Raw genomic sequence first — 21,766 nt, forward strand, 5'->3', positions numbered from 1 at the left:
TAAATAGGTAAAAAATACCCTTTGTACTTGACGTCGCAGGGGAGCCTTTGCTGCCGACCTGCACCGCCAATGACGTTGGGTATAGCCAGTTTGGTGCGACGATGTCGCGAACTGTAGAATCTTAGCCCAGCAATTTTTCGATCCGCTGTAGCCCTGCGACCAAGCGGTCAACTTCCTCGTGCGTATTATAGAGCGCCAATGATGCACGACACATGCTCGGCACGTTGTAGTGCGCCATCAGTGGCATAGCACAATGATGGCCGGTACGAATCGCTATGCCATATTGATCAAGGAAACTGCCCACATCATAGGCGTGATGCGGCCCCAGATTGAAAGCGATCACCCCCGCCCGCGCGCTAGGGCCATAGAGTGTCAGGCTCTTAATTTGGCTCAATTGCTCTAGCGCGTACTGCATCAGCGAGTGTTCATATTGCTGGATTTGCGCAAGGCCCAGCTCATTCACATAACTGATTGCCGCACCTAGCCCCATAATCCCTGCGGTATTCGGAGAACCCGCCTCAAACCGCCAAGGGGCATCAGCAAAGGTGGTGCCTTGGGTCAGGCTCACGGTTTTGATCATCGAACCGCCCCCTTCCCACGGCGGCATCTGCTGTAACAGTGCGCTTTTGCCGTAGAGAATACCAATGCCCGACGGCCCGTACAGTTTGTGTCCGGAGAAGACATAAAAATCGCAATCCAATGCCTGTACATCGACCTGTTGATGCATAACAGCCTGCGCCCCATCCACCAGCACCACCAATCCAGCGGCTTTGGCCTGAGCGACAATCTCTTGGATGGGATTCACCGTGCCCAGCACATTGGAGACGTGGGTGATCGCCAGCAACCGTGTGCTGTCATCAATCAAACCCGCCAGCGCATGGGGTTCCAACTCACCCGTGGCGGTCAACGGCCACACGCGGATTTCAACACCGAGATCTTTCGCCACCATCTGCCACGGCACGATATTGGCATGGTGCTCCATTTCGGTAATGATAATGCTGTCACCTGCCTTCAGGCAGTGACGACCATAACTGTTTGCCACCAGATTGATGGCCTCAGTGGTACCTTTGACGAAGACAATCTCTTCGACAGAGGCGGCATGAATAAAGTCCGCCACCTGACTGCGCACCGCCTCCATCTGCTGAGTCGCCTCGGCACTCAAGGTATGAATGCCACGATGCACCGCCGCATACCCCTCGCGGTAGAAGTTAAGTTCCCGGTCGATGACCCCTTGTGGCTTCTGCGCACTGGCGGCACTGTCCAGATAGGCCAGCGGCTGCCCGTTAACCTGACGACTGAGTAGCGGAAAATCGGCTCTTACCCGCTCAATGGGAAAACTCATCGCGACTCTCCCGCCAACCGGTCAGCAATCCGCGCTAACACCACTTTACGGATGGTTTCGCTGTGAATGGCTTCGGTTAGCTCTGCGGCAAAGGCAAAAATAATCATCTGCTGAGCATCAGCCTGATTGATGCCACGCGATTGCAGGTAAAACAGCTGCTCAGCATCAATGCGCCCGACCGTCGCCCCGTGGCTGCATTTCACATCATCGGCGTAAATTTCCAGCTGTGGCTTGGTATCTACCTCGGCCAACTTACTCAGCAGCAAGTTATTGTTGGTCATCTGTCCGTCGGTTTTTAGCGCATGTTGGGCCACTTTAATCATGCCGTTAAATACCGCCTTGCCTCGCTCACGCACGATGGTTTTGTGCAGTTGGCGACTTTCACAATACCCTTTGTTGTGCTCCAGATAGGTGCGGGTATCGCAGATTTCACGCCCAATGGGCAGTAACAGACTGTTGATGGATAAAGTTGCACCCTCGCCATTTAGCTGGGCACTGGTGTTGTGTCGGGTCAGCCCCGCACCTAACAAGAAACTGTAGCTGCGCGCTCGCGCATCACGGCTGAGCACGAGATCATTATGGGCGAAGTGGTAGCTCTCAGGGGTTTCAAACGCCAGTTTGTAATGGCTCAACTCCGCATTATCACCCAAAGTAATTGTGAGCCGCGCCCCAGTAAAATGCGGCTGTTGATTGAGGCTGACAAAATGCTCAATCACCTCCGCCTGCGCATTAGCCTCAACCGCCAAATGGTGGCGATAGTGGCTGGTGTTCAGCACCTCACTCCCCTGACCTGAGCTGATATGCAGCAGATAAAGCGGCTTATCACTCAGCTTCCCGCCGGGCAATCGAATGTGCAGGCTCTCTTGCGCCAAACTTTCGGTGAGATGTAGGAAGACTTCCGGCTGGATAGCGGCAGGAAACTGCGCATTTTCCGTCAGATGGGTGAGTTGATAAGGGCCGCAGTCGTTATCACTTAGCTCAGGTGCATATCTGCCATCAATGAAAACTAATCGATGGGCATCATGCGTCAATGACAATGCATCGCGCTGAGCAGCGGTGACAGTCGGGCCGCTGGCGAAACTGAAATGATGAGATAATAAGCGCTCTAGCGGCGTGTATTTCCACTCTTCATGTTTAATGCCGGGGAAGCCCAATGCCAGCACCTGCTGCCAATGTGCTGTTGCCTCGGCCCCCTTGCCACTTTCGCGCTGCTTAAACAACAGACCAAAATGTTTCAATGCATCAATACGTTGCTGCTCCAGCAGGCGTTGTTGTGCTGGAACACTCTGTTTTTCTGGTGTGTTACTGTTGGTCGGTAAGCCAGCCATAGCCTTGCTCCTCCAACTGTTTTACCAGTGTGAAATCACCGGATTTAATGATGCGGCCTTGATACAGCACATGCACAAAATCAGGTTTTACATAGTCGAGAATGCGCTGATAGTGCGTCACAATGATAAATGCGCGCTTCTCATTACGCAGCGAGTTCACACCATTGGCCACAATTTTCAATGCATCGATATCCAGCCCGGAGTCAGTTTCATCCAGAATGCATAAAGAGGGTTCCAGTGCCGCCATCTGCAAGATATCGTTACGTTTTTTCTCGCCGCCAGAGAACCCCACATTGACTGAGCGGGTCAGCAAATCAGCAGGCATTTTGAGTAACTCAATTTTTTCTTCGATGAAATCTGAGAAATCAAAACGGTCCAAAGGCTCTTGCTGGCGGTATTTACGTACTGCATTAACAGCCGTTTGCAGGAAGAAATGGTTACTGACGCCAGGAATTTCTACCGGATATTGGAAGGCCAGAAATACCCCTTCGCCCGCACGGTCTTCCGGCGCTAATTCCAGCAAATCTTTGCCCTTAAAGGTCACACTACCCTCAGTAACTTCATACTCTTCACGCCCCGCCAACGCGGCGGATAAGGTGCTTTTCCCCGAGCCGTTCGGCCCCATAATGGCGTGCACTTCACCGGGTTTGATCTCCAGATCCAAACCTTTCAGAATCTCGTTACCTTCAACACTGACTTTCAAATTCTTGATGCTTAACATAGGTTTCCTTGGTGCGCAAAACGCTGCGAATGCTTATTCAACTCATGCTTAACCGACACTGTGTTCTAGGCTAATCGCCAACAATTTCTGCGCTTCGACAGCAAATTCCAGCGGTAATTCAGAGAACACATCTTTACAGAAACCGTTAACAATCATTGAGATGGCATCATCTTCGCTGATACCGCGTTGCAAGCAATAAAACAGTTGGTCGTCGCCAATTTTTGAGGTGGTCGCTTCGTGTTCCAATTGTGCTGAATTATTGCGCACCTCCACATACGGGAAGGTATGCGCACCGGAATTCGGGCCAATCAGCATTGAGTCACATTGCGTGAAGTTACGGGCATTATCCGCACCGGGTAGAATTTTGACCAAGCCACGATAGGTGTTTTGGCTGTGTCCGGCAGAGATCCCTTTGGCGATAATGGTTGATTTGGTGTTTTTGCCAATGTGGATCATCTTGGTGCCAGTATCCGCCTGTTGGTAGCCGTTGGTCAGCGCCACTGAGAAGAATTCGCCGATTGAGTTATCGCCCTGCAAAATCACACTCGGGTATTTCCATGTAATGGCAGAGCCGGTTTCAGATTGGGTCCACGACATTTTCGACCCTTCACCTTCACACAATGCGCGCTTGGTCACAAAGTTGAGGATACCGCCAGTGCTCTCAGTCCCGGCAAACCAGTTCTGAACCGTGGAGTATTTCACTTCGGCATTTTTGTGCAAAATGACTTCAACCACGGCGGCATGTAGCTGGTAAGTGTCACGTACAGGCGCGGAACAGCCCTCAATATAGCTGACATAGCTGCCTTCGTCGGCAATCAAAATAGTGCGCTCGAACTGCCCAGTCTTGGCGGCATTGATCCGGAAGTAGGTGGATAACTCCATCGGGCAGCGCACCCCTTTTGGCACATAAACAAAGGTGCCATCAGACGCCACCGCCGCATTTAGCGCGGCAAAAAAGTTATCTTTCGCTGGCACCACAGACCCCAGATACTTGCGTACCAGATCCGGATACTCCTGAATAGCTTCGCCAAATGAACAGAAAATAATCCCCTGCTCAGCCAACTTGCCGCGATAGGTGGTCGCTACAGATACTGAGTCAAAAATGGCATCAACCGCCACCTCGGCCCCTTCTCGCACTGGCACGCCAAGCTGGGCAAACGCCGACTCTACCTCAGCGGTCAGGTATTCATTCTCTGCCGACGACTGCTGCACCGCACCCGGTTGTGAATCACAGCTATCATCACAGCTACCGCAGGAGGGCGCAGAGTAGTAGCTATAATCCTGATAATCCAAGCTCTTATAGTGGGCTTTCAGCCAGTGCGGCTCTTCCATCTCTAGCCAACTGCGATAAGCGCCGAGACGAAACTCCAGCATCCATTCAGGTTCATTACGTTTCGCTGAAATGGCGCGGATGACATCTTCATTGATGCCTTTCGCTAGCTCATCGGTCGCCAACTGGGTAAAAAAACCTTCTTTATAGCGACCCTCGCTGACCCAAGCCTGCACATCATCTGGAACTTCTACATTGCTTCGTGTCATTTCGTTTACATCGCTCAAACGCCAAAACTCTCGCCACACCCACAGGCATGTTGAGCTTTAGGATTATTAAATTTGAAGATCTGGTTTAGCCCTTCGCGGACGTAATCCACCTCGGTGCCATCAATAAATGGCATCGCTTTCAATGGCACGTAGAGTCTGGCGCTACCTTGTTCAAACACCAGACAGTCGTCGGCGGGTTCTTTCGCCATATCCATAACATAGGCGAACCCAGCACAACCGGACTGCTTGACCCCGAGCTGCAAACCTTTCACTTGCGGGTCTTGTTGCATCAGCCGTGTGATTTGCGCGGCAGCACTGTCTGTTATCGTCACGCCTTGCCAGACATTCTCATCAAGTGAAAATGTGCCGACGGATTCCTGTTGCATATGCCCTACCTTATGTTTCTCAATCACCCATTGACTTTGGGTATAGTCCATTTCAGGTTAACAATTTGCTGGCTGATTATGAGTGAATCAACACAGAATGTTCACAATGGTAGTGATAATAATTATCACTTCAACCGTTTGTTTTGCAGGGATATTAAGAAAAGTGCCGTTTTGACCTCGAATGAGGCGGCAACGAATAAGCATGCTGCGATGGCCGTGGAAGTCTTGAGGAACAAGTGCACTTTTTATCACCCTGAAATAAATGAATAAATTTCACAGCGACGCTCAAATCCCTTGCTAGATCAAAGGCTAATCGCAGTCAGCCTTTGCGTTTTAAAACATTCATAGAAAATACCTATTTCTCCATTAACTTTAGCTGAAAACACCCGCGGGGGAAACCTATCAGAGAGATTTGCCGCATTTATCGGATAAACAATCCCTTCACACTTCAAGCTGTAAGGGTATTAAGGGTGTTCACTTTAATGGGTGACAACGTCACCTTATTTGGGTGTCAATTGGCTTAGGGCGAGGTAGCAAGATGGTGATAGAGAAGAGAGGCAGAATTAAGTTGCTCAAGGCCAATCAATGGCCCTGAGCAAGGTAATAATGGGTGTTTATGGCGAATGGTGTTATCGCGTCAGCACGGCGGTCGTTAAGCGCGAAGTGCAACACAGATGGTCCTGTTCATCGAAAATCTCAATCTGCCACACCTGATGACTGCGCCCGACATGAATAGCGCGACAACAGCCGCGCACTTTTCCAGAACGTACTGACTTCAAGTGGTTAGCATTAATTTCCAACCCCACGATCTGTTGGCCCTCAAGAGTGCACAAATAGCCCGCCATTGAGCCAAGAGACTCCGCCAGCACCACAGAAGCCCCGCCATGTAGTAGGCCAAAAGGTTGTGTGGTCCGATGATCGACCGGCATAGTGGCCTCCAGCTCATCATCGTCGAACCGGGTAAACTCAATACCCAGATGCCCAACCATGCAGCCCTGACTTTGCTGGTTGAGTTGTTCCAGTGTGGCCGTTCGTTTCCAAAGCATCCGTTTCCCCCTTCCTCATTGAAGTTGCAGCGGCGTTAGCTGCTTTCACTCACCCGAATCACTGACCTAAGTCAGCTCAGCGGGATTTGCTCTTTTGCTGCCCTCGCAGATTAAACCAGTTCAAGCAAAGCTTGCAACGGATGCCGCAATCCATTGCCCTCGATGCGCTTTACTTGACTGCGGCACGAGTAGCCAGTGGCTAAACAACGTTTTCCGGGCAGCTTTTGCAGTGCTTGCTGCCAAGATAAGGCATAGATACCCAGCGAGTTATCGATATTCTTCGCTTCATGACCATAGGTGCCCGCCATGCCACAGCAGCCAACACTGACATTTTCCAGTTTGGCACCATAGCGGGAGAATATCGATGCCCAATGTTGACTACTGGCGGGCAGTGCTGTGGTTTCAGTGCAATGACCGAACAGATACCAAGATTCGCCGCTCATCTGCTGCTCTGGCTGTTCCGCCAGTGCCGCCTGCAACCACTCATGCACCAACTGGACATTAAAGTCACCTCGGGAATCGCCCAGAATCTCTTTATATTCATCGCGATAGCAGAGCACCAATGCGGGATCAACCCCGACCATTGGCATCCCCAACCGCGCGATGCGATTCAGGAAATCGGCGGTCTTGCGCGCAGTTTTGGCGAAGCGCAGCAGGAAGCCTTTAATATGTTGCGCCTTGCCATTAGGTGAGAATGGCAGCAGCACCGGGTTAAAGCCCAGCTTTTCCACCAGCCGGACAAAATCGGCCACCACTTGGGCATCATAGTAGCTGGTGAAGGGATCTTGCACGATCAGCACGTGCTGACACCGTTCAGCTTCCGGCAGTTGCTCCAACTGTTCCAGCGTCATGGTACTGGCGTAGTGACCTGACAACGACTGCTTCAATGAGGGGCTGGAGAGCATCGGGAGATCCACCATGCCAATACTCTTGCGGCTTAACGCGCCGACCCACGGCTGTTTCAGGAAGAAATTAAAAATTTTCGGTGTTTTCGCCATTAACGGCGCATAGCTCTCCACCCCTGCCACCACATAGTCGCGCAGTGGGCGGTGATAGCGGGTGTGATACAACTGGAGGAAACGCGAGCGGAAACCGGGGACGTCAATTTTTATTGGGCACTGAGTCGAGCAGGCTTTGCAGGCCAGGCACCCCGACATCGCCTCTTTAACTTCGTGGGAGAAATCATAGTCCCCCTTGCTGGCATGCCAAGTGTTGCGGGTCTTTTCAATCAGGCCACGGAGACTCAGGCGCCGGGTTGCCAGCCCTTGCTCCAGCGCTACCGGGTCAACCCCTTGCTCAGAGAGCAGCCGTAACCACTCGCGCACCAGTGTTGCGCGGCCTTTTGGCGAGTGAATACGATCTCCGGTGATTTTCATCGACGGGCACATGGGGCTACGGGCATCAAAGTTAAAGCAGAGTCCATTACCATTGCACTCCATCGCGCCACGGAATGAGGTTCTGACCGCCAGCGGAATGCGCCGATCCAGTGTGCCGCGCTTATCTGGGCTATCCACCTTCATCATGGGGGCATCACTGCCTAACGGTGAGCAAATTTTCCCCGGATTCAAGCGGTTATCCGGGTCAAAGGCTGACTTAATCCGCCGCAATTCGGTGTACAGCGCTTCGCCGAAGAAGTCAGGACTGTACTCGGCGCGGAAGCCTTTACCATGCTCTCCCCACAACAAGCCGCCATAGCGCGCAGTCAGTTGCACCACCTGATCCGATAGCTGTTTCATCAGCATCTCTTGCTGCGGATCACACATATCCAGCGCCGGACGCACATGCAATACACCCGCATCCACGTGACCAAACATGCCGTAAGTCAGATTATGGCTATCCAGCAATTGGCGGAACTCAACAATATAATCGGCTAAGTGCTGCGGCGGCACACAGGTATCTTCCGCAAAGGGGATCGGCTTGGCCTGCCCTTTGCTGTTACCGAGCAAGCCCACGGCTTTTTTGCGCATCGCATAAATGCGCTCAATTCCCGCCAGTTCGCTGCAAATCTGATAGCCAATCACCCCGCCCTCTCTGGCAGAGATCAGATCATCCAGCCGCTGACAAAGTGACTCCATTTGGCTGTCGATCAGCGCTTTATCATCACCCGCGAACTCAACAATATTCAGCCCCAACATCTCTTTATCGGGCACATCAGTAATCAGCTCGTTGACTGAGTGCCAGACAATATCCTCTTTTGCCAGATTGAGGACTTTGGAATCTACGGTTTCTACCGACAGCGCCTTCGCTTCCACCATAAAAGGGGCATTGCGCAGCGCGGAATTAAAGGAGTCATACTTTACATTGACCAAGCGGCGGACTTTAGGCAGCGGCGTAATATCCAGCGTGGCTTCGGTAATAAAAGCCAACGTGCCCTCTGCGCCCGTTAAAATTCGCGTTAAATCAAATGTTTGCAGGTCATCACTGAACACGTGGCGCAAGTCATAGCCGGTCAGGAAACGGTTTAATTTGGGGAATTTTTCCAAAATGAGCGCACGCTGATCACGGCAACGGTTTAGCACCGTCTGATAAATGCGGCCGGTGATGGAATCTTCCTGAGCAATCGTTTCCGCAAGCGCCGTCGGCATGGCGCGAGTATCCAGCATCTCACCGCCAAGCAAAATAGCCCGTAGCCCCAGAACGTGGTCGGAGGTTTTGCCGTACACCAATGACCCCTGCCCAGAGGCATCGGTGTTAATCATTCCGCCTAAGGTGGCGCGGTTGCTGGTGGATAATTCCGGCGAGAAGAAATAGCCAAAAGGCCGCAGGTACTGATTGAGCTGATCTTTAATCACACCAGCCTCAACCCGGACCCAGCCTTGCTCTGGATTAATCTCCAAAATGCGATTCATATGGCGCGACATATCCACCACGATTCCGCTGTTCAGCGCCTGACCATTCGTACCAGTGCCGCCACCGCGTGGGGTAAAGACTAAAGATTTAAAATTCTCTTGCCCTGCCAAGCGGCCAAGCAGTGCGACATCAGCCGTCGAGCGTGGGAAAAGCACCGCATCGGGCAGCAGTTGGTAGATGCTGTTATCCGTCGCCATGGTCAGGCGATCGGCATAATTAGTGGCAGTATCGCCAGTGAATCCGTTTTGCTTCAAAGCATCCAAAAAGTCCAGCACCAACTGAACGACACCCGGTGCTTGAGAAATCTGTGGGATCATGAGTGTGACCCTATCTATAAGTATGTGTGTTTGTTGTTTAACTAAAAGATTATCTGTTCGCGATCATCTTTGTCGAATAATTTATGCCAATTCAGAATGATGGGAAAGTGATGAGTATCGGCCAAGGAGAAATACGGCAGAAAACCATTAAGTATCAAAATTTTATATTGCGCAAATAATAGCCACGAGCCATTAAACGCGGATTATTTCAACCCTTTTGCCACGGACAGACTTTTATGATTTCGCCGATGTTCACTGTTTTAAAATAAATCGAAACAGTAAAATCCGACGGTGTCTGTTAAAAGTTGAAGAAATACACCATGATTAGTACAGATCCTTAATGGGCCACCTTGCCATGACTTTCGAAGTGAGAATCCACTAATGAATTACCCGCAACAACGTCGTCTCGATTTACCTAAACTGATGTTTGGGGTGATATTCATTCTGATAATGATTGTCGCCAGCTTTTGGGTAGTGCAACCTTTTATTATGGGCTTTGCCTGGGCAGGCATGGTGGTCATTGCCACTTGGCCGCTGCTGATTCGGTTGCAAAAACTCCTCTGGGGTAAACGTTGGTTAGCGGTGTTTATCATGACCCTGCTGCTGATATTGCTGTTCGTCATTCCAATCGCGTTGCTGGTCAGTAGCTTGGTTGAAAACAGCGGCCCGCTTATCCAATGGGCATCCAGCCCGTCTAATTTACGTATGCCCGATGTGACTTGGTTGCAATCAGTCCCTATGGTGGGCGATAAACTCTACAACAGTTGGCATACGCTGATCGCCGGTGGCGGGAATGCGATTATCGCCAAAGTGCAGCCCTATGTCGGGGCGGCCGCGACCTGGCTGGTGGCGCAAGCCGCCCATGTCGGCTACTTCTTAATTCATCTGGCCCTGATGGTGCTATTTAGCGTTTTACTCTATTTCCATGGTGAACAAGTCGGCTTGGGTATTCGCCATTTTGCTGTGCGGGCAGCCGACAAACGCGGTGATGCCGTGGTGGTCATGGCGGCAAAAGCCATCCGTGCCGTTGCGCTGGGAGTGGTGGTCACCGCACTGGTACAAGCGGTGTTGGGGGGAATTGGCCTCGCCATTGCCGGGATTCAATACGCGACACTCTTTACCGTATTGATGTTTATCTGTTGTGTTGCGCAGCTCGGGCCACTGCTAATACTGGTCCCCGCCATTCTCTGGTTGTACTGGACCGGTGATACGACTTGGGGCACTGTGCTACTGGTGTGGAGTTGCGTGGTGGGCACCATGGATAACTTCCTGCGGCCCTACCTCATCCGTATGGAAGCCGATATGCCGATGATTTTAATCCTCTCCGGGGTTATTGGCGGCCTGCTGTCATTCGGCATGATTGGGCTATTTATCGGCCCAGTGGTGTTAGCTATCTCTTATCGTCTGACCGCCGCTTGGGTCAACGAAGCTCCCGAGCCAGAAGAGAGCATTAAGGAAGTCGCCAAACATTTGGAAGAACTTTAACAACGAATAACGGCGAGTCCACAGAGTGAGCCTCAAGGATGAGGCTCATCAATCCCGATGAGTAGATAGCGGTGCTAACAATCCTGCACTTTAACAATCCTATATTTTCCTGTACGAAGGGTTATGCTGCATAACCCTCTAATATCCAGTGCCATCCGCTATTATAAATAAACAATAGCCATTTAAATTTCCCTATTTTTATTTTTAACCATCAATCATATCATTTATTAAATAAGGTGATTATTAATAACCATATGAAATCACTTCAACTGAAAGGATTTATTTAATTTATTTTATTCAGATGATTCTTAATGACTAAGGTGCGGAATTTACTTACTATTATTATAAGATATTGCTTTCCCCAAGGCGTTTAAATAAATCATTTCATAATGACTTATTTAAATATCTGTAATCGAATATACGTATTGCTGTGTGTAGTCTTTGCCTGTCACCTAAGACGGGCTTTTTTTTTGCTATTCCATTTTTAATTGCCACTCTCGCTAATGTTTATTCCTATCATATCCCTCACCCTATTATCACGACTATCCAACTCACGGCTATTTGGATGCAAACAAAAAATCCGCAACCTAAGCTGCGGATAATTAAGTGGTGGGTTATTGGTACCAGCGATATTGAGCTGTACTGGGTATGCTAGTTGCATGGCCTCTTAGTGATTAGCATGTTGCGCCAAGCTCAACCACGTTTGCACCACAGTATCGGGGTTAAGGGATAGACTGTCGATCCCTTGATCCATCAGCCATAGCGCAAAGTCCTCGTGGTCAGAGGGGCCTTGACCACAGATCCCGACATATTTCCCCTGCCGTTTCGCCGCCTGAATAGCCATAGATAGTAGTGCCTTGACCGCCTCATTGCGCTCGTCGAACAACTCGGATACCACACCCGAGTCACGATCCAGCCCCAATGTAAGCTGGGTCATATCATTGGAGCCAATGGAGAAGCCATCAAAATGCGCCAAGAATTGATCAGCCAGCAGCGCATTTGATGGGATTTCGCACATCATAATCAGCTTCAAGCCATTCTCGCCACGTTTCAGCCCTTGCCGTGCCAGCTCTGCAACTACCGCCTCGGCCTGAGCTACGGTGCGGACAAATGGCACCATCACTTCGACATTGGTCAGCCCCATCACATTACGCACCCGCTTCACCGCCTCACACTCCAGTGCGAAACAGTCGCGGAAGCTATCTGCGACATAGCGCCCAGCCCCACGGAAGCCCAACATCGGGTTCTCTTCATGTGGCTCATAGGCTTCTCCGCCGACCAGATTGGCGTACTCGTTAGATTTGAAATCTGACAAACGTACAATCACCCGCTTAGGCCAGAATGCCGCACCCAGCGTAGAAATACCTTCCGTCAGACGGCCGACATAAAACTCAACTGGATCGTCGTAACCATTCATCAGCGCCTTGATTTCAGCTTGAATAGCCGGTTCCTGACGGTCAAACTCCAGCAACGCCTTGGGGTGCACGCCTATCATGCGGTTGATGATGAACTCCAGTCGCGCCAACCCGACACCTTCATTCGGCAGGCGAGCAAAGTCAAAAGCGCGGTCTGGATTCCCGACGTTCATCATGATCTTCAAGGGTAGCTCAGGGAGTTCCGTCACCTGTGAGCTTTGAATCGAGAAGTCGAGCAGTTCATGATAAACGTAGCCTGTATCGCCCTCGGCACAGGAAACCGTGACATTCTGCCCCTCTCTCAACAGGTCAGTGGCATTGCCACAACCCACAACCGCCGGAATCCCCAGCTCACGGGCAATAATGGCCGCATGGCAGGTTCGCCCACCCCGGTTGGTGACAATAGCGGCCGCCTTTTTCATGATCGGCTCCCAATCAGGGTCTGTCATGTCGGTAACCAGTACATCACCCGGCTGAATGCGATCCATCTCGCTGATATCGTGAATCACTTTTACCGGCCCCGCGCCAATGCGGTGCCCGATAGCACGCCCCTCCACCAACACATTGCTTTGGTGATTCAACTGATAGCGTTCCATCACCTGTTCGTTGGAACGCACCGTCTCTGGGCGAGCCTGCACGATAAACAATTTGCCGGTATGACCATCTTTGGCCCACTCGATATCCATCGGGCGACCATAGTGCTCTTCAATCAACAACGCCTGATGTGCCAGTGCTTCCACCTCATCATCGCTAAGAGCGAAACGATTGCGCTGCACCTCTGGCACATCTTCAATTTGGACCTGTTTGCCATGCTCCTGACTTTCGGCATAGACCATGCGAATCTTTTTCGAGCCCATATTGCGGCGCACGATCGCCGGTTTACCCTTACGCAGTGTGGGCTTATGGACATAGAACTCGTCTGGGTTCACCGCCCCCTGCACCACCATCTCCCCTAAACCGTGGGCGGCAGTGATAAAGACCACCTGATCAAAACCTGACTCGGTATCAATGGTAAACATCACGCCGGAAGCCGCGAGATCTGAGCGCACCATGCGTTGCACGCCAGCAGAAAGCGCCACACCACGATGGTCGTAACCCTGATGCACGCGATAAGAGATGGCGCGATCGTTAAACAGTGAGGCAAATACATGCTTGATGGCAATCATCACCGCATCAATGCCCTGCACATTAAGGAAAGTTTCTTGCTGACCCGCAAAAGAGGCATCCGGCATATCTTCTGCGGTCGCCGAGGAGCGCACAGCAAAGGAGGCCGCTGGTTCGCCGTCGGCTAACTGCTGGTAGGCTTGATGAATGGATTGTTCGAACTCGGGATGGAATGGCGTCTCAATCACCCATTGACGAATCTGTGCGCCCGCCTTGGAGAGTGCCGCGATATCATCAACATCGGTTTGATCCAGCAATTGATAGATACGTTGGTTAACGCCGCTCTGCTCCAGAAAGTCGTTAAACGCCTGAGCAGTTGTGGCAAAACCATTGGGCACCGAAACACCCAGTTCGGAAAGATTGGTTATCATTTCACCCAGGGAGGCATTCTTGCCGCCAACCCGATCAACATCGTGCATGCCAAGCTGGTTGTACCAAAGCACATTACACAGGTTTAGGCCATTGTTGGACATCGAAACAATCCTTTTTACATTGTTTATAAGTTACGAACAGTCTGTAGGGGACACATCGTGATTACTGCCGCTGATACATCAGCAATTCCCAACATCATTACCGCCGCAGCCAGCGAACGAATCCCGATGAGCTTACTTTAGTAAGTGATTCGGGTGAGTGAACGCAGCTAACACCCCTGCGGCTTCAAGAACGAAGGGTATATTTCAGACTAGCATAATGATCCATACCCCATGGACAGGTGAATCGATCAAGCCAACAAGAAAAGTTATTTTCGGGTGATTCTGACAGTAAACACTTTACCGAGAGGCCGAATAAGGCACACTGATTGCGCTAAAGTTGCAGCAACCGGCCTTATTAACGAATGCCATTAATCCGATCAGCAAAATAGTCAGGAGTTAGCGTGGAAAGAAGTGTTTTTTATATTTCTGATGGTACGGCAATTACTGCGGAAGTGCTGGGTCATGCCGTCCTATCGCAATTTCCGGTTAAAGCCACCACCTTTACACTGCCATTTGTTGAAAGTGCCGCGCGGGCGCAAGAAGTTTGCCAAAAGATTAATCAAATCTATCAGGAGACTGGGGTCAGGCCGCTGGTGTTTTATTCGATCATCAGCCCCGAAGTGCGGGAACTGATTCAGCACAGTGAAGGGTTCTGCCAAGATATTGTCCAAGCGCTGGTTGCGCCACTTCAGGGTGAACTTGGGGTGTCACCGCAACCGGTACTCAATCGCACCCACGGCTTAACCGAAAGTAATCTGGGCAAATACGATGCGCGTATTGCCGCCATCGATTATGCGCTGGCCCATGATGACGGTATTTCACTGCGTAATCTGGATCAGGCACAGGTGATTTTATTGGGCGTTTCCCGCTGTGGTAAAACCCCCACCAGCCTCTATTTAGCTATGCAGTTTGGCATTCGAGCCGCCAATTACCCCTTTATCGCCGATGATATGGATAATTTGCAGCTTCCCGCGGCGCTGAAACCCTTTCAGCACAAACTTTTTGGCTTGACCATTAACCCTGAGCGACTGGCCGCCATTCGTGAAGAGCGGCGAGAGAATAGCCGCTATGCTTCACTGCGCCAATGCCGGATGGAGGTAGGCGAAGTGGAGGCACTATTTCGCAAAAATCAGATTCGCTATCTGAACTCCACCAACTACTCCGTTGAGGAGATCTCCACCAAAATTCTGGATATTTTGGGCATGAGTCGCCGGATGTTCTAATCAGACCCTTGCCAGACTTATCGTTTGCAATTTATTTAATCAAAATTTGTATAAATCACGGCGATGGCGGTTGAATTCATTTAGTTTTGGTTTATTGTGATCGCCATCACTCCCCGGTATTCCTGCCGCAGAGAAGAACGGATTTAGAGAATTTCCATGCATAAAACAGATGAACTGCGGACTGCGCGCATCGACAGCTTAATCACGCCACAACAACTGGCGGAGAAGTTGCCGATTTCAGAGGCCATTGCCGATAACGTGACAGCGTCACGTAAACGGATTGAGAAGATACTCACCGGTGAAGACCCGCGTCTACTGGTGGTGGTCGGCCCCTGTTCAATTCATGACCTTGATGCCGCGATTGATTACGCCACTCGCCTTAATGTATTGCGAGCGCGCTATCAAGACCGCCTCGAAATCGTCATGCGCACTTATTTCGAAAAGCCGCGCACTGTCGTCGGCTGGAAGGGGCTGATCTCCGATCCCGCTCTTGATGGCTCCTGTCAGGTCAATCTGGGCATTGAGATGGCGCGCAGATTGCTGTTGTCAGTCAATGAGTTAGGGCTACCGACCGCCACTGAATTCCTTGATATGGTGACCGGCCAGTATATTGCCGACCTGATCAGTTGGGGCGCGATTGGCGCACGAACCACCGAAAGCCAGATTCATCGCGAAATGGCCTCAGCCCTCTCTTGCCCGGTCGGGTTCAAAAATGGCACTGATGGCAATACCCGCATTGCCATTGATGCGATTCGTGCCGCACAAGCCAGCCATATGTTTCTATCGCCAGATAAGCATGGCCAGATGACGATTTACCAGACCAGCGGTAACCCACACGGCCACATCATCATGCGCGGCGGGAAAACACCTAACTATGGCGCGGCCGACATCGCCGCAGCCTGTGACAGCCTGCGTGAGTTTGATCTCCCCGAACATCTGGTGGTGGATTTCAGCCACGGCAATTGCCAAAAAATGCATCGCCGCCAGCTTGAAGTGGCCGCCGATATTGGTCAGCAGATCCGCGCTGGCTCGACCGCTATTGTCGGTGTGATGGCGGAAAGCTTCCTGATTGAAGGGACACAGAAAATTGTTGCGGGTCAACCTCTGACTTATGGGCAATCCATTACTGACCCTTGTCTAAATTGGGCCGACACTGAGCAATTATTAAGCTTATTGGCCGATGCGGTCAGTAGCCGCTTTTAATTAGCACTGTGGCGTTAAATAGCATACTGAACTTTAAGTGGCATAGTGATAGAGCAGAATTCAGCTTCGCAGGCAAATCCCCTCAAGTTGATTCTGTTCTATCACTGAATTCTATGATCAACAGCCCGCCATTCAGCATAACCCTACCTGCACGTATCAATCACTCATGCACTATTAACAGACTGAATTAATTAATAAAAAATAAGGTCATGTCATACCAATTAATCACTCTTGTTATTGAACTCAGTCCTCAATGAGGATGATAATCACCACCAAATTGATGTACAGCTAACTTTAAGAACACTTTCCATGTCCAATGCCATCTATCCTTTCCAAGCGACCAACAGCACCACAGATGATCCCTCTGCGCTTTTACCTCTCTCATGCATCAACAGCGAACAGCTACTCGGTCAGCATGATGTGGTGACCATCAATCATCAAGGACAGCTCTACTATTTACGCCAAACCAAAGCAGGAAAACTGATACTGACTAAATAATTTTGAGTCGTCAGAATCCTATTTCCACCCATGACCACTATGCCAGCCACCGAATAGTTAACACTGAGGCAGCCAGCAATCCTTTGATTATGTTTAATAACATAGGGAGAGTTGCTTATGTCTCGTTTCTTTCGTTTGTCTTCATCCAGTCTAGCAATCACTTTGGCGTTATCGCCCCTCGCCACTGCCCGTCCGGCTGCCGAGAGTCAAAACGACACTCTTGTCGTGACGACTCAGCGCCCTGCAACAGACAGTTTTAGTACCCCCGGAACCCTCACCGTCATTGATGCATCATTACCCCAAAAACAAACTGCGACCACTGCCGCAGAGATGCTGCAAAGTCTCCCCGGTGTCAACGTAACGGGTGCTGGCCGCACCAACGGGCAGAATGTCAACATCCGAGGTTATGACCAATATGGTGTGCTGGTATTAATGGATGGTATCCGTCAGGGAATTAGTGGCACCAATATCAACGGGACTTTCATTGATCCGGCATTAGTTAAACAGGTCAGCGTCATTCGCAGCCCATCAACCTCACTGTTCGGTAGCGGTGCCATGGGAGGTGTGATTGCTTTCCAAACAGTGGATGCGGCCGATTTGTTAGCTGAAGATCAAGATCTGGGTTTCCGTATCAGCAACTATAGTGCTAGCGCATATCAGAGTCAGGGGGCCGCTGTGTCTGTTTTTGGCCGAACCGATAATCTGGACGGCCTTATTGCCCTGAGTAAACGTAAGGTCGGAGATATACGCCAAAGTAATGGTTATGATGCACCCAATGATGAGGATGTGAATAACCTGCTGCTCAAAGGCACTGCCTACCTTGCTGAGGGTCAGTCAGTCACCACGGGCCTGCGCTATTACAACAACCGCGCGCAGCAACCTAAAATGGCTAATCAGAGTCAACCCAATCCACGAATGAACCCCATGATGGAGCGGTTAACACGGCAACGCGATGCCGATCTGACCTACCGACTGCAACCGCAACACCTCGATTGGCTGGATTTCACCACCAAAGTCTACTATTCCGAGATAAATATCAGCGATCACGTGAGTGCTCGAGATTATGGCAACCGCAAGCAAGCCACGGCGGGGATAAAACTGGAGAACCGAAGCGCGCTATTTACCGACAGTCCAGCAGCGCATTTACTCACTTACGGAGCAGAGAGCTACCACCAGCAACAGGCCCCACAGGGCTTAGTGGGTAGCTTCCCGCCAGCCAAAGTCGGGTTTGCATCCGGTTGGTTGCAAGATGAAATCACCTTGCGCCACCTGCCGGTGACCCTACTGGCGGGAACCCGTTTCGACCGTTATAACAACAGCCGAGTGGGATTTGCTGATCGAGAGGCAAAAAAATGGTCAACGCGGGGAGCGGTGACCGTTAATCCGACAGATTGGTTCTTGCTGTTTGGGGCCTACAGTCAGGCATTCCGTACCCCCACGTTAGCGGAGTTTTATAACAATTCAAATCACTTTTGGACAAACTACTGGACCCCCAATCCCGCATTAACCCCCGAAAGTAATATCACCCGTGAAGCGGGCTTTGGCTTACATTTTGATTCTCTGCTGACGGATAAGGATTCAGTTAAATTCAAAACCAGCTATTTTGCGATTGATGCTGAAAACCGCATTACCAGTGATGTTAGTCGCACGATTTCTCAGTATATTAATATCCCGCGTAGCAAAAGCTGGGGATGGGATGCCTCATTGGATTATCAAAACCCGTGGTTTGACTGGACACTGGCCTATAACCGCACCCGAGGTATCAATCTCGAAACCCGCAAATATATTAACAGCATCAATCCAGATACGGTCACCAGCCGCCTGAATATCCCTATCGCCCAGACAGGTCTAAGCGCGGGCTGGGTCGCGACGATGGTCGCCAACACCCACTTTATGAAAAACAATGATGCTCAGCAGATGTCAGGAGAACCCTATAAGTCGCAAAACGGCTATACCCTACATGATTTTTATCTGAGTTATGGTGGGCAAGGTGCCTTTAAAGGCGTCACCACTTCAGCCGTACTGAGTAATGCTTTCAACAAAGAACACTACTCACCACAAGAACTCCCCCAAGATGGGCGCAATGCTAAACTACTGATGAGCTACCAGTGGTGATCAAGGGGATGTTACATCTCACCTTAAATAGTATCTGAACAAGCATAAGGTGGCAGATACCCCCGCCACCTTATGCAATTAACTGGAGCAGGAAATTTCCAGATGTTTGCCCCAATCGGGCGGTAACGCCGCCAGATCATCAAACTCAGGTTGATCGGCAAAAGGGTGCTGCAATGCCTGATGCAAACGCTGTAACGGCTGAATATCGTCCTTTTCAGCATGATCAATCGCCAACTGTGCCAAATAATTTCGCAGTATATATTTAGGATTAACCGCTTTCATTGCGTGCTGGCGCTGTGCATCGTCAACCGACTCTTGTTGCAAACGGGCGCGATAGCGGCTGTACCAACTGTCAAAACCGGCTCTGTCGACAAAATCATCCCGCAATGGCGATTGTGCCGAGTGGATTTCAACCTCACTCAACAGACGGAATGTGCGGGTATAATCTCGCCCCTCTCTGATCATCAAACTCAATAACTCCGTCAGCAGGTCGTTATCCTGATCGCCGCTGTCGAAGAGACCTAATTTGGCGCGCATCTGCTGACCATAAGCCGCCATAAGCTCTGGCTCATAAGCATTCAGCGCTAGCTGCAATTGTTCCACCGACATTAACCCAGAGAGCGCTTGCCCTAGCCGGTGCAGGTTCCACAGTGCGACCGCTGGTTGATTATCAAAAGCATAACGCCCTTGGTGATCGGAGTGATTGCAGATATATCCGGGGACATAATCATCAAGGAAACCAAATGGGCCATAGTCCATGGTGATGCCAAGAATCGACATATTATCGGTATTCATCACCCCATGGGCAAAACCCACCGTTTGCCAATGCGCCATTAAGCGTGCAGTGCGTTTTACCACATCGGTAAACCAGAGTAGGTACTGTTCCGTATGACCGACAAACTGCGGCCAGTGGCGTGCAATAACATAGTCGGCCAGTTGCTTGACTTGCTCTGGCTGCTGCCGATAGTAGAAGTGCTCAAAATGACCGAAGCGCACATGGCTCTCAGCCACCCGCAGCAACATCGCCCCGCGATCCGGTTGCTCGCGATAAACCGGGTGGTGACTGGTCACGATGGTCAAGGCACGGCTGGTAGGTATCCCCAGATGGTGCAAGGCTTCGGAAGCCAAAAACTCTCTGACCACCGAGCGCAATACGGCGCGCCCATCCCCCATACGCGAATAGGGTGTTAAGCCCGCCCCTTTCAAGTGCCAATCCATACTGCGACCGTCACTCAACTGTTGTTCTCCCAGCAAAATACCGCGGCCATCACCAAGCTGCCCCGCCCACACACCAAACTGGTGACCGCTGTAGACCTGTGCCAGCGGCTCCATGCCCGGTAACAGTGTCTCACCCGCCCATACCGCCGCTTTCGGGCCGCTAAACCAACTGGCATCCAGCCCCAGTTCTTGCGCCAATGGCTCACTGTGATAGAGCAGATGCGCCCCTTTTAATGGCGTTGGCTGCAAATGCGTATAGAAGCCGCTCAGCTGTTGACCATAGCTATTTTTAAATTGCGGGGCGTTATCCGCGCCAGTCGCGTCATCAGGTAACATTAGCGTAATACCTCCGCCAGCCAGTGGCGAACTTGCAGCAAATCAGCTTGTGACTCAGGGAAATCATCACTCAATTGCTGGCAGACGGCATTGATGGCTACAGGGCGATAAGTCGCGCCCTGTAGCCGCTCGGCTAGCGCCTCCAGCGGTGCTGGATTCAAGCTGTCGGTGAATATTTGACAGCGATCAATAGCCCCATGTACTACATCAAAATGTAGATCAATCCCGCCCCAAACAAAGCGAGTATCGACTAAATGGCTAAAGGCCGGAGCTTGACCAAAGTTCCATTCCCAAGTGCTCTGTTTGGCAAATTGCTCGGTGAAACCGGGAAGGTCCGGCAATGCTTGTGGGGAGATGATCTCTGCGGCGACCTTTTCATCGTAATAATCGAAAAATGCCTGCTCAATAGCGGCACAAATCTGCGGGTGGTCAATGCCCGGCAACAACTCCACCAGATTGGTGACTCGGGAACGCACTGAGGTAATCCCTTTGGCCTGTAATTTTTTCGGATCGGGATTAAGGTAATCCGCCAGACGATTCAGATCAGCACTCAGCAATAGTGTGCCGTGATGAAAGCCACGATCTTTGGTCTCTTTGTAAGCGGAGCCCGAGACTTTGCGCTCGCCATCCTCCTTAACCACCACCAAGTCATTGCGGCCAGAGGCGGTAGCCTGAATCCCCAGCGAAGCCAGAGCATTGAGAATAATTTGAGTTGATAGAGTTTTATCATATTCTGGCTTACCGGCCATAAAGGTGAAGCAGGTATTGCCCAAGTCATGGAATACCGCCCCGCCGCCACTGCTGCGCCGTGCCAGTTTCACGCCATCTTGTTCCATGCGCCGTGTATTACACTCTTTCCATGGATTCTGAGCACGACCGATGACCACGGTATTGGCGTTTCGCCATAAAAACAGCACCCGTTGATCCGGGGACATTTGACGAAAAATGCACTCTTCTACGGCCAGATTAAACCAAGGATCATAAGAATCAGAAATGAGTAAGCGAAGGGATGACATAAACGCGGCTCCGAACCAGAATAATCAGCCACTAAGATAACATAACCTACCGTGATATCTTCAGGTTCAGCCTATCGATTCAATACCCTAT

The 21,766-nt window shown here is 50.8% G+C and carries 15 protein-coding genes and 1 other RNA gene; 6 read left to right on the forward strand and 10 right to left on the reverse strand.

Annotation, left to right across the window (positions count from 1 at the left end; genetic code table 11):
• Positions 1–121: 121 nt before the first annotated feature.
• The 7 genes from sufS to ydiJ all read right to left on the reverse strand — a co-directional run bounded on the left by sufS (position 122) and on the right by ydiJ (position 9,529).
• Entirely contained in the window at positions 122–1,342 is a 1,221-nt protein-coding gene (gene sufS, locus HRD69_RS16305) for a cysteine desulfurase SufS (protein WP_032813550.1), read from the reverse strand.
• Positions 1,339–2,670 carry a Fe-S cluster assembly protein SufD gene (gene sufD / locus HRD69_RS16310; protein ID WP_032813547.1) on the reverse strand — a complete coding sequence of 444 codons (1,332 nt, stop codon included), beginning with the start codon at positions 2,668–2,670 and terminating at the stop codon, positions 1,339–1,341. The genes sufS and sufD overlap by 4 nt, the downstream gene beginning before the upstream one ends.
• Positions 2,645–3,391 carry a Fe-S cluster assembly ATPase SufC gene (gene sufC, locus HRD69_RS16315; RefSeq protein WP_004874238.1) on the reverse strand — a complete coding sequence of 249 codons (747 nt, stop codon included), beginning with the start codon at positions 3,389–3,391 and terminating at the stop codon, positions 2,645–2,647. The genes sufD and sufC overlap by 26 nt, the downstream gene beginning before the upstream one ends.
• 48 nt (positions 3,392–3,439) lie before the next feature.
• Entirely contained in the window at positions 3,440–4,930 is a 1,491-nt protein-coding gene (sufB, locus tag HRD69_RS16320; RefSeq protein ID WP_032813545.1) for a Fe-S cluster assembly protein SufB, read from the reverse strand.
• A gap of 14 nt (positions 4,931–4,944) precedes the next feature.
• Complete coding sequence (sufA, locus tag HRD69_RS16325; protein ID WP_032813542.1) at positions 4,945–5,316, reverse strand: Fe-S cluster assembly scaffold SufA; 372 nt, start codon at positions 5,314–5,316, stop codon at positions 4,945–4,947.
• 629 nt (positions 5,317–5,945) lie between these two features.
• Entirely contained in the window at positions 5,946–6,362 is a 417-nt protein-coding gene (locus HRD69_RS16330) for a hotdog fold thioesterase (RefSeq protein ID WP_004874234.1), read from the reverse strand.
• Between the two features lie 110 nt (positions 6,363–6,472).
• Positions 6,473–9,529, reverse strand: a complete 3,057-nt coding sequence (gene ydiJ, locus HRD69_RS16335; protein ID WP_172984625.1) for a D-2-hydroxyglutarate dehydrogenase YdiJ — start codon at positions 9,527–9,529, stop codon at positions 6,473–6,475.
• Between the two features lie 381 nt (positions 9,530–9,910).
• Here ydiJ and ydiK point away from each other — a divergent pair, with 381 nt between their 5' ends.
• Together ydiK and rprA are read left to right on the forward strand one after the other, a co-directional pair.
• A complete protein-coding gene (gene ydiK / locus HRD69_RS16340; protein ID WP_004874231.1) occupies positions 9,911–11,014 on the forward strand; it encodes an AI-2E family transporter YdiK in 1,104 nt (367 codons plus the stop codon).
• Between the two features lie 364 nt (positions 11,015–11,378).
• Positions 11,379–11,487: antisense sRNA RprA (rprA, locus tag HRD69_RS16345), an RNA gene on the forward strand.
• Positions 11,488–11,681: 194 nt separating this feature from the next.
• Here rprA and ppsA read toward each other — a convergent pair.
• A complete protein-coding gene (gene ppsA / locus HRD69_RS16350) occupies positions 11,682–14,066 on the reverse strand; it encodes a phosphoenolpyruvate synthase (RefSeq protein WP_032813539.1) in 2,385 nt (794 codons plus the stop codon).
• A gap of 401 nt (positions 14,067–14,467) precedes the next feature.
• Between ppsA and ppsR the strand changes: the two genes are divergently transcribed.
• From ppsR to HRD69_RS16370, 4 genes are all read left to right on the forward strand, one after another.
• Positions 14,468–15,289 (forward strand): posphoenolpyruvate synthetase regulatory kinase/phosphorylase PpsR, encoded by an 822-nt coding sequence (gene ppsR / locus HRD69_RS16355; RefSeq protein ID WP_004874229.1) that lies wholly within the window; start codon positions 14,468–14,470, stop codon positions 15,287–15,289.
• Between the two features lie 156 nt (positions 15,290–15,445).
• The gene (locus tag HRD69_RS16360; RefSeq protein WP_004874228.1) at positions 15,446–16,492 is read left to right on the forward strand and encodes a 3-deoxy-7-phosphoheptulonate synthase; all 1,047 of its coding nucleotides are present in this window, start codon (positions 15,446–15,448) and stop codon (positions 16,490–16,492) included.
• Between the two features lie 309 nt (positions 16,493–16,801).
• Positions 16,802–16,990, forward strand: coding sequence for a hemin uptake protein HemP (hemP, locus tag HRD69_RS16365; RefSeq protein ID WP_004874227.1), 189 nt, complete (start codon positions 16,802–16,804; stop codon positions 16,988–16,990).
• A gap of 117 nt (positions 16,991–17,107) precedes the next feature.
• Positions 17,108–19,105: a TonB-dependent hemoglobin/transferrin/lactoferrin family receptor gene (locus HRD69_RS16370; RefSeq protein ID WP_032813537.1), complete on the forward strand. Its 1,998-nt coding sequence runs from the start codon at positions 17,108–17,110 to the stop codon at positions 19,103–19,105.
• A 78-nt stretch (positions 19,106–19,183) separates the two neighbouring features.
• Here the strand turns inward: HRD69_RS16370 and HRD69_RS16375 are convergent, their stop codons facing one another.
• Positions 19,184–20,659 carry a protein adenylyltransferase SelO gene (locus HRD69_RS16375; RefSeq protein WP_004874225.1) on the reverse strand — a complete coding sequence of 492 codons (1,476 nt, stop codon included), beginning with the start codon at positions 20,657–20,659 and terminating at the stop codon, positions 19,184–19,186.
• Positions 20,659–21,675, reverse strand: coding sequence for a lipoate--protein ligase (gene lplA, locus HRD69_RS16380; RefSeq protein WP_032813535.1), 1,017 nt, complete (start codon positions 21,673–21,675; stop codon positions 20,659–20,661). Before lplA ends, HRD69_RS16375 begins: the two co-directional genes overlap by 1 nt.
• Between the last annotated feature and the right edge of the window lie 91 nt (positions 21,676–21,766).

Source organism: Yersinia mollaretii ATCC 43969, from assembly GCF_013282725.1.
Lineage (GTDB): Bacteria > Pseudomonadota > Gammaproteobacteria > Enterobacterales > Enterobacteriaceae > Yersinia > Yersinia mollaretii.

Coding starts and splice junctions, on each gene's coding strand:
- sufC (WP_004874238.1), bottom strand. CDS start 3,391: ATGTTAAGCATCAAGAATTTGAAAGTCAGTGTTGAAGGTAACGAGATT.
- ydiK (WP_004874231.1), top strand. CDS start 9,911: ATGAATTACCCGCAACAACGTCGTCTCGATTTACCTAAACTGATGTTT.
- sufD (WP_032813547.1), bottom strand. CDS start 2,670: ATGGCTGGCTTACCGACCAACAGTAACACACCAGAAAAACAGAGTGTT.
- HRD69_RS16370 (WP_032813537.1), top strand. CDS start 17,108: ATGTCTCGTTTCTTTCGTTTGTCTTCATCCAGTCTAGCAATCACTTTG.
- ydiJ (WP_172984625.1), bottom strand. CDS start 9,529: ATGATCCCACAGATTTCTCAAGCACCGGGTGTCGTTCAGTTGGTGCTG.
- lplA (WP_032813535.1), bottom strand. CDS start 21,675: ATGTCATCCCTTCGCTTACTCATTTCTGATTCTTATGATCCTTGGTTT.
- hemP (WP_004874227.1), top strand. CDS start 16,802: ATGTCCAATGCCATCTATCCTTTCCAAGCGACCAACAGCACCACAGAT.
- sufA (WP_032813542.1), bottom strand. CDS start 5,316: ATGCAACAGGAATCCGTCGGCACATTTTCACTTGATGAGAATGTCTGG.
- HRD69_RS16330 (WP_004874234.1), bottom strand. CDS start 6,362: ATGCTTTGGAAACGAACGGCCACACTGGAACAACTCAACCAGCAAAGT.
- sufB (WP_032813545.1), bottom strand. CDS start 4,930: ATGACACGAAGCAATGTAGAAGTTCCAGATGATGTGCAGGCTTGGGTC.
- HRD69_RS16360 (WP_004874228.1), top strand. CDS start 15,446: ATGCATAAAACAGATGAACTGCGGACTGCGCGCATCGACAGCTTAATC.
- ppsA (WP_032813539.1), bottom strand. CDS start 14,066: ATGTCCAACAATGGCCTAAACCTGTGTAATGTGCTTTGGTACAACCAG.
- sufS (WP_032813550.1), bottom strand. CDS start 1,342: ATGAGTTTTCCCATTGAGCGGGTAAGAGCCGATTTTCCGCTACTCAGT.
- HRD69_RS16375 (WP_004874225.1), bottom strand. CDS start 20,659: ATGTTACCTGATGACGCGACTGGCGCGGATAACGCCCCGCAATTTAAA.